Origin of the sequence: Citrobacter sp. Cpo100 (assembly GCF_030332595.1) — a bacterium.
Lineage (GTDB): Bacteria > Pseudomonadota > Gammaproteobacteria > Enterobacterales > Enterobacteriaceae > Citrobacter > Citrobacter portucalensis.
In genome coordinates this window covers 166,714-184,554 of the sequence record NZ_JAOWHM010000034.1, presented here as the reverse complement: position 1 = coordinate 184,554, position 17,841 = coordinate 166,714, and the positions used below count along the sequence as shown (strand labels likewise).

Genomic DNA, 17,841 nt, shown 5'->3' with positions numbered 1-17,841 from the left:
GCAATAACAGTCGTCGCTGCCGTATTTTGTAAGGGATAAACTATGAGAAATGTCGCGCCTGTTGCATTACTTCTGGCATTAACGCTCTGTACCCTGCGGGTGAATGCCGAAGATGAACCGCAAATTATTACGCCGGAAGGACTGGCCACCAGCCAGATGCTTCCCTCGCTGGACGGCGCGGTTGCCGATCTGCCGCTGAGCGCTGCCGCCCCCGGCAACCTGATCCTCAACGACGCGGTAAGTCGTGCCGTGAGCTGGCATCCTTCTATTCGTGAATCGATCGGCAAACTGCTTTCGCAAAACGAACAGATCGACGTGGCGAAATCGAAATATTACCCGCAGGTTTCTGCCGGAATGAATAACGGTTACAGCAATACCTATACCGACCACGGCTTTAGCCCGGCGCTGGTTATTTCGGTGTCACAAATGCTGTACGACTTCGGCAAAGTGGCAAGCCAGGTCCGCGCCGAGACCGCCGGAGCCGCACAACAGCAGGCGAATGTGTTACTCAGTATTGATACCATCGCCCACGCAACCGCCAACGCGATAGTCCAGGTGCAGACGTGGCAGCAAATGGTGGATGCCGCCGAAGAACAGCTCACCGCCTTAAACGACATTGGTCGACTGACCCGACAACGCAATGATGAAGGGGCAACCTCGCTGTCCGACGTGGTGCAAACCGATGCGCGTATCGAGTCTGCGCGTTCTCAGCTGGCGCAGTATCAGGCCAATCTCGACAGCAGTAAGGCCACATTGATGAGTTACCTCGGCTGGAACTCACTTAACGGCATCAGCAACGAATTCCCGGCCAAACTGGACAGCAGCTGCGATGTGGTCAAACCGGAAGATAAACTGGTTCCCGCGGTTCTGGCGGCCTGGGCGCAAGCGAATGTGGCACAGGCAAATCTCGATTACGCCAACGCGCAGATGACGCCCACCATCTCTTTGGAACCGTCGGTTCAGCATTATCTCAACGACAAATACCCCAGCCATGAGGTGCTCGACAAAACCCAGTACTCCACGTGGGTAAAAGTTGAGATGCCGCTGTATCAGGGGGGCGGACTCACCGCCAGGCGCAACGCCGCCAGCCATGCGGTAGAGTCTGCACAATACTCCATCCAGCGCACCCGACTCGAAGTACGACAAAAATTACTGGAGTCCCGCAGCCAGGCAATGAGCCTCGCCACCGCCCTGCAGATTCTGCGCCGCCAGCAGCGACTGAGTGAACAAACGCGCGAGCTTTATCAACAGCAGTATCTGGACCTCGGTTCGCGCCCGCTGCTCGACGTGCTTAACGCCGAGCAAGAGGTGTATCAGGCCCGTTTTGCCGAACTCCAGACTCAAAACCAGTTGCGCCAGCTCCAGCTGAACTGCCTCTATAACACTGGCTCGCTTCGCCAGGCGTTCGCCTTAAATAATCGCAGCATTCAATCGGTGGAGATCAAGCTATGAGCGACCTCGATTCACATGCAGAAGATGCGATTAGTGAACACGATCTTAGCCAGTGGGCGCTGGCGATGACGCATATTGCCAATCACTATCGCGTGGCCTGTTCTCCCGGCGCAATCCAGGCCAACGCCCCGTGGTTTGCAGGAAAAAGCCGGGCAACGGCCCTGTCGCAACTGGCGCGTCAGGCGGGACTGTCATTTCATGCGCTGGATACCGCCACGCAGGCGTTCGGTCAGTGGCGTCTGCCGGTGGTGGCGGAACTGCGCGACGGCCAGCTAATGGTGATAGAACATTTCAACGGCGAAGATGCACTGGATGTGTTTATCATCGCCGAAGAGGGCCAGCGTAACCGGCTCACGGTCGCAGAGCTTCTGCCGGAGATCGTGAGTATTACCGCGATGCGCCCGCTGTCGGCGCTGAAGGACAGTCGGGTAGACCGCTATATTTCGCGCTTCAAGCCCGACTGGATGCGCGAACTGGTGTTAAAAGACATTAGTCCTTATCTGCCGGTCATGATTGCCGCCTTTCTGATTAACGTTCTGTCGCTCGCCGGGATTATCTTTTCCATGCAGGTTTATGACCGGGTGATCCCCGCCCAGTCTTATCCAACGCTGTATGTTCTCTCCACTGGCGTTCTGGTGGCGGTGCTGTTTGGCTTTTTGCTGCGCGAAGCGCGTACCCACATAATGGACCTGCTCGGCAAACGCGCCGATATGCGCATTTCCGATCGCGTGTTCAGCCATGCATTGCGCCTGCGCAACAGCGCCGTCCCCCGCTCGACGGGGAGCTTCATTTCTCAACTGCGCGAGCTGGAACAGGTTCGCGAGATGATCACCTCCTCGACCATGTCGACCATTGTCGATCTGCCGTTTTTCTTTTTGTTTATCGTAGTGCTGGCTTTTATCGCCCCGCCGCTGGCATGGATAGCGCCCGTCGCGGCCCTGCTGATGATCCTGCCCGGTTTGCTGTTACAGAAGAAGCTGGCGGTGCTCGCCAACCAGGCTGCCCATGAATCCACCCTGCGCAACGCGGTGCTGGTCGAGAGCGTTCAGGGGCTGGAAGACATCAAGCTGATGCAGGCGGAAAACCGCTTTTTACAGCAGTGGAACAGCTACATCCGCATTACCGGAGAGTCCGGGCTGCGCACGCGCAGGCTGACTCAGGGCCTTATTGGCTGGGGCATGTCGGTACAAAGTCTGGTCTACGCCGCCATCATTATGTTCGGCGCGCCGATGGTCATTGAAGGCACGATGACCACCGGGGCTGTGGTGGCCGCTTCGATGCTCGGTTCCAGAATGATTGCCCCAATGGCAAATCTGTGCGGCGTGCTGGCCCGCTGGCAACAGGTCAAGGCGGCGAAGATGGGGTTAGACAGCATCATGCAGCTTCCCACCGAAACGCAGTACGACGAAGACCGGGTGCATCAGGAGATTTTTCACGGCCATTATCTGTTTGAGAACGCACACTTTCGCTACCACAGCGACGATCAGCGCGTTCCGCTGCGCATCTCGCGCCTGGAGGTCATGCCCGGCGAGCGCGTGGCAATCCTCGGGCGTAACGGTGCCGGGAAATCAACCCTGCTGCAAGCCATGGCGGGCGGTGTGGAGATTATCCAGGGCGATGTCCGGCTCGACAATCTGAGTCTGGCGCAGATCGATATGGCTGATTTACGCCGCAACATCGGTTTTCTTAGCCAGAACGCGCGGCTGTTTTTCGGCACCCTGCGCGAGAACCTGACCCTCGGCGCACCGCATGCCAGCGACGCGCAGATCTTCGAAGCGCTGGAGGTCAGCGGCGCGGCAGCTTTCGTTAAACAGCTCGCCAAAGGGCTGGCGCATCCCATTATGGAGGGCGGCAACGGTTTGTCCGGTGGGCAACGGCAGTCAATCCTGCTGGCAAGAATGCTGCTGCGATCGCCCAATATCGTGCTGCTCGACGAACCCAGCGCCTCGCTGGATGAACATACCGAGCGGGAGTTTATTCAGCGCCTGAACCAGTGGCTGGGCAACCGCACATTGATTGTCGCCACTCATCGCGTACCGGTTCTGGAGCTGGTCGAACGCGTGGTGGTATTAAAAGAAGGCCAACTGGTTATGGATGCCCCGAAAGCGCAGGCATTAAATGCGAGCCGGGCACCCGCCCCAACTCACGGTCGGGAGTGGAAAAATGAAAACCAATCCGCATGATGCCGCCATGGACGACCTCGATATCCGCCGCGAGCACCGTTTTTCCGGGGCCAGCCGTATTATTCTGCTCAGCACGCTGCTGTTTGCCGTCCTGGGTATCTGGGCATATTTCGGCAAGCTGGATGAAGTCTCAACCGGCAGTGGAAAAGTGATCCCCAGCTCGCGAGAGCAGATCTTGCAGTCGCTGGATGGCGGCATTCTCGCCGAGCTTACGGTACGCGAGGGAGATAAAGTGCAGGCCAATCAAATAGTCGCCCGCCTCGACCCCACCCGTTCTGAGTCCAACGTTGGGGAGAGTGCAGCCCGTTATCGCGCCTCACTGGCTTCCAGCGCAAGGCTTAATGCCGAAGTTAACGATCTGCCGCTGGTCTTTCCCGATTCACTGCGCGCCTGGCCGGATCTCATCGCCTCCGAAACTCGTCTGTATAAAAGCCGTCGCGCGCAGCTTGCGGATTCAATGGCAGAACTTCAGGATGCACTGGTCTCAGTAAATAAAGAACTGGCCATCACCCAACGGCTGGAGAAAAGCGGTGCCGCCAGCCACGTAGAAGTGCTGCGCCTGCAACGACAAAAAAGCGATCTGGGATTAAAAATCACCGACCTGCGCTCACAATATTTCGTGCAGGCGCGGGAAGCGCTGTCAAAAGCTAACGCCGAAGTGGATATGCTGGCGGCTATTTTAAAAGGACGTGAGGATTCCGTCACCCGCCTGACCGTACGCGCGCCGATGCGCGGTATTGTGAAAAACATCCAGGTCACCACCATCGGCGGCGTTATCCCGCCCAACGGCGAGATGATGGAGATTGTGCCGCTGGACGATCATCTGCTGATAGAAACGCGCCTGTCGCCGCGTGATATCGCGTTCATCCATCCCGGCCAGCGGGCGCTGGTAAAGATAACCGCCTATGACTACGCCATTTACGGCGGACTGGAAGGCGTAGTCGAAACCATCTCTCCGGACACCATTCAGGACAAAGTGAAACCGGAAATCTTCTATTACCGCGTGTTTATCCGCACGCATCAGGACTTCTTACAGAACAAACTGGGACGCCATTTCTCCATCGTACCTGGCATGATTGCCACAGTGGATATAAAAACAGGTGAAAAAACCATCGTCGACTATTTAATCAAACCGTTTAATCGCGCAAAAGAAGCGCTGCGCGAGCGCTAAATCCTTGAGGATTAGGGGTTGCGGGGGCTGGTCACGCGTGTCACAAGTCTGTTATACTTGCTATAACACATTGGGGCTGATTCTGGATTCGACGGGATTCGCGAAACCCAAGGTGCATGCCGAGGGGCGGTTGGCCTCGTAAAAAGCCGCAAAAAAATAGTCGCAAACGACGAAAACTACGCTTTAGCAGCTTAATAACCTGCTCTGAGCCCTCTCTCCCTAGCTTCCGCTCTTAAGACGGGGATCAAAGAGAGGTCAAACCCAAAAGAGATCGCGTGGAGGCCCTGCCTGGGGTTGAAGCGTTAAAACTAATCAGGCTAGTCTGGTAGTGGCGTGTCTGTCCGCAGGTGCCAGGCGAATGTAAAGACTGACTAAGCATGTAGTGCCGAGGATGTAGGAATTTCGGACGCGGGTTCAACTCCCGCCAGCTCCACCAAACACCGGTGAAAGCCCTCAGCGCAAGCTGAGGGCTTTTTTGTGTCTATTGCCCCGTCCTGCAAGTGTTGACACGTTCCAGACTTAGATCCGGAGAACGTGATGATAGCTGAATACGAACAGGCAGATTAATTTCCTGATAACTCTTTTTATTTAACAGTGAACGACCATGGTTAAATAATATCCCTACAGGCTTAAAATCATCACGATAAAAAGAAACGTATTTTTTAAATACATTCGTCATTTAAACGTTCGACATCGTTAAACAGCCCACAATGCCGCATAGTGTAAAAATATCCAGTTAACTTCTCCATGAACAACTCTTGAATTTTCCTACTAAATACATATATTACGCATCCCGTTCAGTACATGGAATAACCTTTGATTTTTTTAATTGATATTGGAGTTACAAATGTCAAATAAGAAAATTTCGCGGAGCAATGGGGCAACAGGCCCCGTTAATAAGGTTGTCGCATGGTCAACAATCGCTTTGCAGGCTCTGTATCCTGCCCTTCTTAGCTTCACGCCAACCATCAGCCATGCGTCAGCCGTTAAGGCATCGCAGGCCGCCGCAGAACAGCAAGAACTGCGCGGTCTGTCTTCTCTCGCCGCGCAGGCTGGCAGAAGCATTGAAAACGGCCATGCGGGCAGTTTTGCTGCCAATACCGTCTCAGCACAGGCAACGAAGGAGGTGGTAGAGTGGCTACAGAAGTACGGTAATGCGCGTATTCAACTCAACGTCGATGACGCTTTCTCGTTGAAAGATTCGGCGTTCGATTTCCTTTATCCGTGGGTTGATACAAAGCAGCATGTTTTATTTAGCCAGACATCGCTTCACCGTACCGATGACAGAACCCAAACTAATATCGGTATGGGTTATCGCTATTTCACGGCGGATAATTCAATGCTGGGCGCAAACTTATTTTATGACTACGATTTAAGTCGTCATCACGCACGTATGGGTGCAGGCGTTGAGTATTGGCGAGATTATTTACGCGCAGGCGCAAATGCTTATTTAAGATTATCAAAATGGAAGGATTCTCACGATCTGGATGATTATCAGGAACGTCCGGCGGATGGCTGGGATATCTATACCCAAGGTTGGTTGCCATCGTATCCGCAACTGGGCGCATCGCTTAAATATGAAAAGTATTACGGCAAGAATGTCGGCCTCTTTGGCAGCGATCATCTTCAGGAAAATCCGTACGCCTTTACAGGCGGGATCAGCTATACGCCGGTTCCGCTAGTTACGCTTTCCGCTGAACACAAGCAGGGGCAGAGCAATACTCATGATTCACGCTTCGGCATGGAGATTAACTATCGCCCCGGCATCCCGCTGGCGAAGCAGTTGGACGGCGACAATGTTGCGTTAATGCGCGAAGTTCAGCACGGACGCTACGATTTTGTCGAACGAAATAACAATATTGTTCTGGAATACCGCAAAAAATCGGTTCTGAAAATCCGCCTGCCTGAAAGCGTACAGGGGGAAGGTGGCGCCGTTATTCCGGTGACTATTTCGCTGGATAAATCCCACTGGGGCATTCAGTCGGTAGAGTGGAACGATAGCGCATTTACCGCCGCTGGCGGACGCATTTCCGGTAGCGGCACATCATGGCAACTGACGTTACCCGCTTATACACCAGGCGGCACTAATCACTGGCAAATCGGTGCAACGGCGCGAGATGTTAAAGGAAACGCCTCTAACTATGCGGTGATGGACGTGACGGTGACGAGGAGTTCGGCCTCTGTCGGCACAATGGATTTTACATTGAACGGCGAGCAGCAACCGATCATCGCTGCTGACGGGAAGTCACAGCATCCGGTTACGCTGGTGCTTAAAGATACCAATGGTAATCCGTTAACAGGGCTTGCACATGACGTTGAGTTGTCTTTAGCGTTTACGCCTGACGCACAGAGAAATCGTGAGCGTTCGGCACAGGCTCCAAAGCTTGGTGAAGTGCAGGAAACCCGCTCCGGGGTGTATACCGCCACGCTGACGCCGGGTTTAACGGCAGGGACGGCACGCATAACCGCTAAAGTTCTGGGTAAAACAGAAACCCTGACGGTGAAACTAAAAGCGGTTTCCGCCGAGGCGGCAAAATCGACATTCACGGTAATGCCCATGGAGCAGGTCGTTGGACACCCGATTAGCCTGGCGTTAGAAGCAAAAGATAAAGACGGGAATGCCATCACCGGCGACGACAGCTTACGTTTTTATGCAGTTTCAGCCAGCGGCGAGGTCCGTTTTACTGCAGTAGAAGAGAAAGACGGCGTGTACAGCGCTAAGGCAACGTCTGAACTGGCTCAGGCGACACGCATTGGTGTGAAGTCACAAAAACATGATTTCTCTGGGCTGGAAAAACAAGCCAACTGGATTGCCGACAAAACGCAACCGGTGGTGCAGGCTTTTAACCTGACCAAGGACAATGCACTGGCGGATGGCAAACAGAGTAATATCGCGGTCGTTACCCTGACCGACCGTTATGGGAACCCGCTGTCCGGATACACGGTCACTCTGGCGTTACCGTCACAGGTTAAGATCGCTAATGGGGAGAACGTTGTGAAGACCGATGCCAAAGGTGAAGCAAGATTCTCACTGACCAGTTCAACGCCGGGAACTTATGACATTACGCTAAGCGCGGGGAACATCAGCTCATCGCTAAGCGTAACATTTGCCTCTGCAATGGAGGGGGCAACATTGTCTCTGACGGCCAAAGACAATGGCGCAATCACCAATATTGCAGCAAACGGTCGCGATGGTGCCACGCTTGAGCTCATGCTCAACAATACCGCCGCATCGGTTGAAGGACAGAAAGTGGAGCTTATCGTAACGCCACAAGGGCTCGTGTACCCGGAGAAAATCACCACCAATAAAGACGGTTACGCGACGGTAACGTTAACTACGGTTAAGGCAGGTCATTACACCGTTAATGCCAGGGTTACAGATGGGCAGCACAGCGTTGAGTCCTCAAGCGTTGACCTGGAATTCGTACCTGATATTAACAGCGCAGTGCTGAATTTGACCGCACCGTCTGAGAGCATTGTGGCAAACGCATCAGCGGCACATGAAATTCAGGTACAGGTTGTCGACGGTGAAAACAACCCATTTAGTGGTGACGTGCACCTGACCAGTTCCCCTGCCAGTGGATTAAAACTGGGCCAGTCCGAACTGACATTGGATGAGAAAGGAATGGCATCAACAACCTTTATTGCCGCAGAAGCTGGGCACTATCAATTGCAGGCAACCTTCATCAAAGAGGGTAAACGCGTTATGGCGAGTAAGGCGATTGAGGTAGTATCGGATCTGCAAAATGCCGCGTTGACGATCGAACCGTCAACTACAACCGCCGTAGTCAGTGATGTGGATAACGTGGCGTTTACCCTGCATCTGACCGATACATCAGGGAACAGCGTCAGCAACCGTAAGCTGAAAATTACGGCTACAGGCCCATCGCCACGCGATCCTCTGGTGATTGACAATACGCTTGTCACCACCAATGGTTCCGGTACTGCGACTGTAAATGTCCACGGTAATAAGGCGGGTCGTTACACGCTGACCGCCACATTGGCTGAACACGGTAGCAATGTCTCGGCAAATGCTTCGATAACGCTGAATGCCGATGCCCAGAATCCAGTACTCACTCTGGAGCAGGATCCTGGCTATGCCGTTGCCAACCTTGAGCCGGTAGGGTTTATGGCCCGGTTGCAGGATAAATTCGGTAACCCGTTAAACGGCAGTGTCGAATTTAGCGCAGGCAGCAAAGCCAAACCCGGCAGCGGAACCTTTACGATGACGCCGGATAAAACCAACTTTAAGTTAGGGAATGCTTACTCTGAACTGAGAACGGATACGGCCGGTGTAAGTTGGGTGAGAGCGAAGGCGACGACGGGAGATAAAACGTTGGAAAAAGTACTCACCGTCTGGGTAGTTGAGAACCATCAACCAAATTCCTGATTGGGATATAAACAGGAGATAGCCGCAGCGTGGCGGCTATCTCCCTTTCTATATATTGTCCACGCGTCCTCTACCCACTAAGACTCAGAACTGTAATAGCTTTAGCAAAGCTAAGTTCACTCTCGATGATTCCCCTTCCCCCGTTGATTTGAAAACAAGCAGCAATATAATAAAGGGACTGGAAATATCGACAAAACCTCAGGTAAAATATTTCCAACCAGATGGCTATATTATCAAAATTAATTTATCACGTGACAAACTACGCAGGGAGACTTGAATCGAGTATCCGGTATCGATGTTTACATCACATTAATGACACGTGACATATATCATCAATTCGGAGATCTACATTTTCACTCTCAAAAATGTATCCCGATAAATATTTCACCCCAAAAGTGTTAAATTTTTATTATGATTATTTTGCGGAGAGTTTATGAACAAAATATATCAAATAAAATGGAGTAAAGTCCGTAATTGCTGGTGTGTGTGCTCCGAACTGGGAAGGAAGAACACGAAAAAAAAGTCCAGGGCGTTATTAGCCGGTGCTGTAGCGCTATGCTCATCAATGGCTTTTGCTGATGATATTGATGTCATCACAGATAACACCATTGATTTTGGCCAAAACAGTCACTCCATTAATTACCATATCAATGTAAAAGATAACGCCAACCTGGTGATTAATGCGCCGGACTCTCGCCCCCGCCTGACCTTCACATCAGGTGGTGGGCTGGATATTACCCAAGGAACAGTGCGTATCAATGGTGAGCTAAACGTTCTGCTGAGAGGTACGGGTTACCTTAACGTGTCCAATGCAGGCAGCGAACTCTATGCTGACGACTTATATGACAGCGCATCAGACAACTGGCGAACTGGCGGTTATTTTAACGTGTCTGATGGCGGTAAGATTCATGTTAAAGGGACCAGTCGTCTTACCTATGAAAGGGGAAACATTAGCGGCGAAGGTAGCCAGGTAAATACTCAAACATTCTTCATGGGTGTTTTCAAGAGCTACGGTGGCGATCAATTCCTGTCGGTTAATAACAAGGGAGAAATTAACGCCAGTGAGAAATTAAGCCTGGGGTATTTTAACCAAGATTCAAATACCACTTTAGTGGTATCAGACATGGGGAGAATCTCTGCTCCAGAAATTAGTTTGAGTACGAACTCAGAATTAGCATTAGGCGCTCAAGAAGGAGAGAAAGCTAAAGCTGCTGGGATTATTGACGCCAAGAAAATAGAATTCGTTTGGGCTAGTACGGACAATAAAAAAATCACACTGAACCACACCAGTGATAACGCCAATATAACAGCTGATATATCAAGCGGCAGTGAGGGGCTGGGTAATATCAATGCGCTTAATGGTACAACGTTTTTATCCGGTGATAACTCAAAATTTAGCGGCAAAGTAAAAATTGCCAGGAATGCCACCCTTGGGGTTACGCAGAACCTGGGAACCGCTGATATTAGCAATAGCGGCAAACTCTTGCTGAACGCTCAAGATGACATGGATTTCACCAATAAGATTACGGGGAACGGTATTATCTCCGTCGGCGCCGGAAATGTGGCGTTAATGGGTGATAACAGCGCCTTTAAAGGCAAGATCAATGTTGAATCGGGTGCCGTTGCGACCGTGTCCGATCAGAAAAACCTGGGCTCTGCCGGGTTATCCGTTGCCGGGAAACTGCAGCTCAATAGCACCAGCGACTGGTTGTTTAACCACAAGATTTCTGGGTCCGGCATCCTGAGTGTCGATACGGGAAATCACGCTTTCTCTTTTAAAAATAGCACAGCGACCTCTGGGTTCACTGGTGCACTGGCGTTACAGAATACGACATTCAACCTGCAGGGAACCAACACCGATGCTCTTGCAAAAGCAGGGCTGATTGCAGGAAAAGGAAGTGAAATTTCACTGGGCACTGGCACACAGTCCATTGGAAGCCTGGCCTTTTCTGGCGGTACCATTGAGTTTGGTAACATTACCCCCGGCATACACCAAACCGACAAAATGGTGAATGTTAAAGATCAGTTAGACCTGACTGGGTCTGGTGCTGTGCAGGTGAATCCTGTGGGCGTAGTGGACGCCATATCTCAGGGTATTGATACCGGTCTCTCCTTAATGGAGCAGGAAGACGCCAATGCGGAAATTAAGCTGGTTTCCACCAATTCAGCAACCGTTGTAACAGGAGATGCCGGAAACCTGCAACTGCAGGATCTGAACGGTAACGCGATAACAGATGCTGTTCAGCATGACATCAGCCAGGACGGGCAGGTTGTAGCAAAGGGAACGTATGACTATCGCCTGACCAGTGGGCAAAATCATGACGGCCTTTATGTGGGCTACGGTCTGACACAGATTGAATTACAAGGACAGGGTCAGAATGCATTGATCCTGAACGCCAACGGAAAAACCGGAGCGGCTGCGGAATTGAGTTCCCGCCTGACCGGCTCCGGGGATCTGGCGCTCGACAGCCAGAAAGGCCACACAGTTTCACTGTCAGGTTTGAATAATGATTACACCGGTCTGACCGATTTGCGCAGCGGTAATCTACTGATGCTCAATGATAATGTACTGGGCCATACAGCAGGTCTGCAGATGGCAGAAGAGACCGTTTTGGATATGAATGGGCATAGCCAGACGATTGGGCAGCTAACCAGCGCGGTGGGATCAGTTCTGAATATTAATGGCGGTAGCCTGACGATTTCTAACGGCGGAACATCCGCAGGAGCATTGGTCGGCAGCGGTAATCTGAATATAGATAACGGTGTCTTTAGCGTGAAGGGCAATAATGCGTCCTTAAGCGCAACAACGACCATCGCTTCCGGCGCAGAGGTCACTCTGGATAATGTTCAGGGATTGGGGACCGGGGAGATTATTTCCGATGGCCACCTCAATCTCAATGCCGTTGAGGGACACTTGTCCAACAACCTTAGCGGTAAGGGTGAAGTTTCATTCAGCGAATCTAACGTCGCTCTTGAGGGGGATAACAGTGGATTTAGCGGCCAGCTTAACCTGGATAAAAACACACAATTAGTGGCGTCAGCCGCCGAACATCTGGGGGAGGCGACCATTCATAATCAGGGTGACATGATCCTTAACAGCTTGGATGACTGGACCATGCAAAACCAGGTCGATGGCAGCGGTAATGTCATCAAGCAGGGTCAGGGCACTATCACTCTGACTGCAGATTCCACCTATACCGGCACCACTGATATTCAACAAGGGGGTCTGATGCTGGGTCAGGAGGATGCACCTGTTACCTTAGCGAGCCAGCAGGTGAATATATCTTCTGCCGGTATGCTTTCAGGTGCGGGAACGGTACTAGGCAGTATCCATAATGCCGGACTGTTTGTTGCCGGAAATGGAGCATCAGGCCACTTTACTGTTGGCGGAGATCTCACCAACCAGGGTGCGATATCTTTAGGGAATATTGGACAGTCCGCAGGCAATCAGCTGATTGTTGAAGGAAATTACCGCGGCGACAATGGTGTTATTAATTTTGATACGGTTCTGGGGGACGACCGTTCGGCCACCGATAAGCTTATTGTAAAAGGTGATACCACTGGCAATACTCAAGTAAGTGTCACCAATGCAGGAGGCCAGGGTTCACAAACTCTGGAGGGGATTGAGCTTATTCATGTTGATGGCCGTTCTGATGGTGATTTTACTCAGAGTGGGCGTATCACTGCGGGCGCGTATGATTATTCATTGGTTCGAGGTCAGGGGGCTAACAATAATCACTGGTATCTGACCAGTCAGTTGAATAAGCCTGAAAAACCCGAAAAACCGGTTTCGCCCACAGAGCATATGCTTCGCCCGGAAGGAGGGACCTATACCGCGAACCATGCTGCCGTAAACACCATGTTTAACATGCAGTTACACGATCGCTCGGGCAAAGCTCAGTACACAGATGTGTCAACCGGAGAGATGAAAACCACCGGTATGTGGATGCGTCAGGCAGGTGGCCACCAAAGTTGGTATGACGGTAGCAGCCAATTACGTACTCAAAGTAATCGCTATGTGATGCAGCTCGGCAGCGATATCGCGCAGGGCTCAACCAACGGGCATGATAGCTGGCGTTTCGGGATCATGGCCGGGTATGGTCATGACAATAATCAGACCCGCTCATCAGCAACGGGTTACACCTCGCGAGGTAGCGTCAATGGCTATAGCACTGGCCTTTATGCTACATGGTTTGCCGATAACACCGACCATAAAGGCCTGTACCTCGACGGTTGGGCACAATATGGATGGTTTGACAACCATGTCAAAGGTGAAGGACTGGCTTCTGAGTCCTATAAATCCAAAGGTCTGACAGCTTCTGTTGAAACGGGATATACCTTTAAAGTTGGCGAATTCTCTGGCAGCAAAGGAACCGTTAATGAGTGGTATGTTCAACCGCAGGCGCAGGTTACCTGGATGGGGGTCAAATCTGATGACCATCGGGAAGCTAACGGAACGCGTATCGAGATGAATGGTAACGGTAATATTCAAACCCGTCTTGGAGCCAGAGCCTACCTGAAAAGCTTTAATAAAATGGATGAGGGCAAAGGCCGCGAATTCCAGCCATTTATTGAAGCTAACTGGCTCCATAATACACGCAGTTTTAGCACTAAAATGGACGACGTTAGCGTCAGCCAGGAAGGTGCACGCAATCTGGGAGAGATTAAACTGGGTGTCGAAGGCCAGATTACACCAGATTTAAATCTGTGGGGTAATGTGGGCGTCCAGATGGGAGACAACGGTTATAACAACAGCTCGGCAACGTTAGGATTGAAATATCATTTCTAATTAGCCCTCAACAAAAGATAGCCGGGGTGTTTTCGAGAGCACCCCGGCTACTGCCATAACCTCAAATATATCGACGCTTGCATTATTCTCATGGCCAGGCGAGCTATGAGAATAATGAGCACTTAAATAGCGCCAACCGTCATCCCATTCCTCCCCCTTTTACTCATCAAAAGGAGGGAAAAAAACGACTCACTTTTAACAAAGCCATTCATGACCTTACTTATCAACCGGATAATCCCTGTTAATCCACGCATGTTCATCTTCCCAGGTAAACATCCATTTGCGAACCGGGCCGGCCATCACGTTAAGGTAGTAACTGTCATATCCCGCCAGGGTTGCCACCGGGTGATACCCCTTCGGCACCATCACCACGTCGCGGTTATAGACTGCCATACACTCGTCAAGCGACCGGTCGTCGGTGTACACCCGTTGCATACAGAATCCCTGCGGCGGGTTGAGGCGATGGTAGTAAGTCTCCTCCAGATAGGTTTCCTGCGGGGGATTATCGGTGTCATGTTTATGGCTTGGGTAAGAACTGGTACAACCTTCGTTGGTCCACACCTCTACCACCAGCAGGCTATCTGCGGGTTTATCTTCCGGTAAGATGTTGTGCACGTAGCGCTGGTTGTGACCTTTGCCGCGCGCTTCCCCGTCGATATCCTTAGGTGCGATCAGCCGTGTTGGGTGCGTGCCTTTCCCCGGTGCAGCGCAGACTGCCAGCTCCAGTCTGGTCACCGCCTGAACCTGTATGGTTTCACCAGCAGTGACATAAACCGCCCACGGTTTGATCCGTTCGAACGGGCTCATCCGCTCACCGATATCCGTAAAAGTTGCGCCCGGCGTGGTGATGGTCGCGCGTCCGGCGACCAGTACCAGACAACGTTCTTCGCTGACGGCGGGCAGCGTAAGCTGCTGCCCTTCCTCCAGTTCATACGCTCTAAAGCCAACATATCCCCAACCGGCGCTTTCCGGCGTCACTGACTGCGTACACCCTTGCGCGTCCGGCTGCTGCCAGCGTGATAATAAACGTGACATATCACCTCCTCAGATAAGCCCGGCATCCCGCGCCAGACGGCTAAGGTTGTTATAGCCCAGACGCGCATACGTCAGCGGATGCGCGATGGCTGGATCCTGCTCCGCCTCCACCACCAGCCACCCCTGATACTGGTTCGCCTTCAGCAATGCCATAATTGGCGGATAGTCAACGCAGCCATCTCCCGGCACGGTAAAGACGCCGCTCAGCACCGCATCGAGGAAGCTGGTTTTGCGGTTTTTGACATCCGCCAGCACGTCGGCACGTACGTCTTTGCAGTGAACATGGTTGATACGTGATGCCCAGCGCTGCGCCACAGCCAACGGTTCGGCACCCGCAAAGGTCAAATGCCCGGTGTCGAGCAACAAGCCAACTTCATCACCGGTATTCGTCATCAGATTATCCACATCTTCAGCAGATTCAATCACCGTTCCCATGTGGTGGTGATAGGCAATCTGTACCCCCTGCTGCTGGGTGTAGCGCGCAAACTCGGTGAGCTTTTCACCGTACTCTTGCCAGCGCTCTTGCGGGAAGCGCGGACGCAGATGTACCGGCGTCTGCTGCTCGCCGTGAATGCAGCCACTGACTTCGGCAAAGACCAGCACCTTCGCTCCCAGTTCGCGCAGTAACGTCAGGTGCGATTGCACAGCGGCAATCTCCTCCTCCACGCTGCGTTCCAGCAGACGTCCGGAGTACCAGCCGGAAACCAGTTGCAGGTCGTGGCGCTGCAAAATGGGGCCGAGCAGTCGCGCCTCACGCGGGAATTTGTTGCCCAGTTCGAAACCAGCAAATCCAGCCTCTTTACCCTCGCTCAGACACGTATCAAGCGACGTCTCTGCGCCCAGTGAAGGAAGATCGTCATTCGTCCATGTCAGTGGATTAATACCTAATTGTACCGTCATCATCTTCTCCTGAATTATGCTTGTCCGCGCTCGCGCCACCAGGCGATAAGCTGCAGGTAGTTATCTTTAATGCGCGCCACCAGCTGCGCATCGTCAATATCGTGTTTCAACCACGCGCGGGAAGCGTCGCCGAACAGCGTGCGTCCCACGGCAAAACCTTTCACCACCCCATGACCCGCAGCCGCTTTAAAATCAGCACGCAGTTGCTCTGCCGGAGCGTCCAGACCCAGGATCACCACGCCACGGCAGTGCGGATCGCGCCGTTCGATAATGTCACTCAACGCCGTCCAGCCAGCAGAAGTCAGCGGTGGGAGTTTCCACCAGTCGGGGTAGATCCCTAAGTTGTAGAAGCGGGAAATGGCGCGCAAATACAGTTCATCACTGCGCGGCATACTGGCCGGTAAAATCACCTCCAGCAGCAGCTCATGACCGGACTGGCAACAGGCGCGGTACACCTCAGCGATTTTTTGTTCTTGTTCCAGACGCAACGCGTGGGCATCTTCCGGATGGAAAAAGACCAGACACTTCACCACATGTTCCTGCGGCCAACTGATGAGCTGCGAGCCTATATTGCCGTGTTCCATCTCCAGCGGGCGCGACCCCGGCAGTTCGATAGGGCGACCTATCCACCAGCCCTCTCCGGTTATCGCATTCAGCGCATCCTGACCAAACGTACCATCGCACAGCAGCCCGGCCTTGCCCTCCAGCCCGGCGCTGTTGGCCGCTTCACGGCTGGCCTGCAAAATAAGCTGTTTCAATGCCGGAATACGCTTCAAAGACGCGCCGCACTGCAACGCCATCTCTTCCAGTTGGCTACGGTGATCGAAGGCCATCACGCACAGTTCCGGCCATGTGCGACGACGGGTCGTCACGCGATGCAAATGGTTGAGATGCGGATCGAGATCCGGACGCGGAACCTCTGCAGCGCGGGAAAGATAATCATCAAGCTCAACTTTACTCGGCATCGCCGGCGCACAGCCGTGACGTGATACCACCAGTGCGCCGCAGGCATTTGCATAGCGGCACGCCTGTTCCCACCCTTCATCGTTAAGATAGCCGCGCAGCAGACCAGACATAAACGCATCCCCCGCCCCCAGCACGTTCAGCACCTCTACGCGCACGCCGGTGACCGTCAGACCATCGTCCAGGCGGGCCGGGATCGCGTCGGTATACACCGAGCAACCGAGCGCACCACGCTTGCAAACCAGCGTCGCGTGACTCACGCCGCGAACCTGCGACAGCGCCTGCAGCGTATCGGTACTGCCGCCCGCGATATGAAACTCCTCCTCGGTGCCGACAATTACATCAAAAAGATGCAGCACCTCCTGCAACTGGCGGGTGACCTGATCGGCGGCGATAAAACGTGTTTCGCCGTCGCCTAAGGAAGTAAGTCCCCACAGCACCGGGCGATAATCGATATCCAGCGCCGTACGCACGCCGTGACGCCGGGCGTAAGTGAGCGCCGTCAACACCGCCTCGCGGGTTTGCGGATGAGAAAGATGCGTCCCGGTGATGGCAAGACAACGAGCAGAAGCGATGTACTGTTCATCAACATCGCTGGCGGTAATCGCCATATCCGCGCAGTTATCACGGTAAAAAATCAGTGGGAAGGTGTCCCGGTCTTTAATGCCGAGTAGCACCAGCGCCGTCAGGCGGTCTTTATCAGTGATCAGATGGCTGGTATCGCAGCCTACCTGGTTTAATTCTTCACGCAGGAAACGGCCCATATGTTCGTCGCCAACCCGCGCCAGCATTGAAGAACGCAGCCCCTGGCGTGCCGTGCCGTAAGCCACGTTGCCGGACGAACCACCAAGGTATTTGGCAAAGCTCGACACATCTTCCAGGCGCGCGCCAATTTGCTGACTGTAGAGGTCAACCGCCACGCGGCCCATGCATATCACATCAAACTGCTTTTCCACGT

At 52.9% G+C, this 17,841-nt stretch carries 8 protein-coding genes and 1 other RNA gene; 6 read left to right on the top strand and 3 right to left on the bottom strand.

The window, feature by feature from the left end:
• The first annotated feature begins 42 nt into the window (after nt 1-42).
• From OGX96_RS12370 to OGX96_RS12345, 6 genes are all read left to right on the top strand, one after another.
• Nucleotides 43-1,452, top strand: a complete 1,410-nt coding sequence (locus OGX96_RS12370) for a TolC family outer membrane protein (RefSeq protein WP_286583181.1) — start codon at nt 43-45, stop codon at nt 1,450-1,452.
• Nucleotides 1,449-3,635: a type I secretion system permease/ATPase gene (locus tag OGX96_RS12365; protein ID WP_286583179.1), complete on the top strand. Its 2,187-nt coding sequence runs from the start codon at nt 1,449-1,451 to the stop codon at nt 3,633-3,635. Before OGX96_RS12370 ends, OGX96_RS12365 begins: the two co-directional genes overlap by 4 nt.
• 7 nt (nt 3,636-3,642) lie before the next feature.
• Entirely contained in the window at nt 3,643-4,806 is a 1,164-nt protein-coding gene (locus OGX96_RS12360; RefSeq protein ID WP_087050841.1) for a beta-barrel domain-containing protein, read from the top strand.
• A gap of 72 nt (nt 4,807-4,878) precedes the next feature.
• Nucleotides 4,879-5,242: a transfer-messenger RNA gene (ssrA, locus tag OGX96_RS12355) on the top strand.
• A gap of 411 nt (nt 5,243-5,653) precedes the next feature.
• A complete protein-coding gene (locus OGX96_RS12350) occupies nt 5,654-9,196 on the top strand; it encodes an inverse autotransporter beta domain-containing protein (RefSeq protein WP_286583176.1) in 3,543 nt (1,180 codons plus the stop codon).
• A 433-nt stretch (nt 9,197-9,629) separates the two neighbouring features.
• A complete protein-coding gene (locus OGX96_RS12345) occupies nt 9,630-13,985 on the top strand; it encodes an autotransporter outer membrane beta-barrel domain-containing protein (RefSeq protein WP_286583175.1) in 4,356 nt (1,451 codons plus the stop codon).
• A gap of 216 nt (nt 13,986-14,201) precedes the next feature.
• On the opposite strand, the gene iolB is transcribed toward OGX96_RS12345, so the two are convergent.
• The 3 genes from iolB to OGX96_RS12330 are packed head-to-tail and all read right to left on the bottom strand — an operon-like array spanning nt 14,202 to nt 17,839.
• On the bottom strand, nt 14,202-15,020 hold the full coding sequence (gene iolB, locus OGX96_RS12340; protein WP_136392259.1) for a 5-deoxy-glucuronate isomerase: 819 nt from the start codon (nt 15,018-15,020) through the stop codon (nt 14,202-14,204).
• A gap of 9 nt (nt 15,021-15,029) precedes the next feature.
• Nucleotides 15,030-15,920 (bottom strand): myo-inosose-2 dehydratase, encoded by an 891-nt coding sequence (gene iolE / locus OGX96_RS12335; protein WP_286583199.1) that lies wholly within the window; start codon nt 15,918-15,920, stop codon nt 15,030-15,032.
• 14 nt (nt 15,921-15,934) lie between these two features.
• Entirely contained in the window at nt 15,935-17,839 is a 1,905-nt protein-coding gene (locus tag OGX96_RS12330; RefSeq protein ID WP_286583172.1) for a bifunctional 5-dehydro-2-deoxygluconokinase/5-dehydro-2-deoxyphosphogluconate aldolase, read from the bottom strand.
• Nucleotides 17,840-17,841 lie beyond the last annotated feature (2 nt).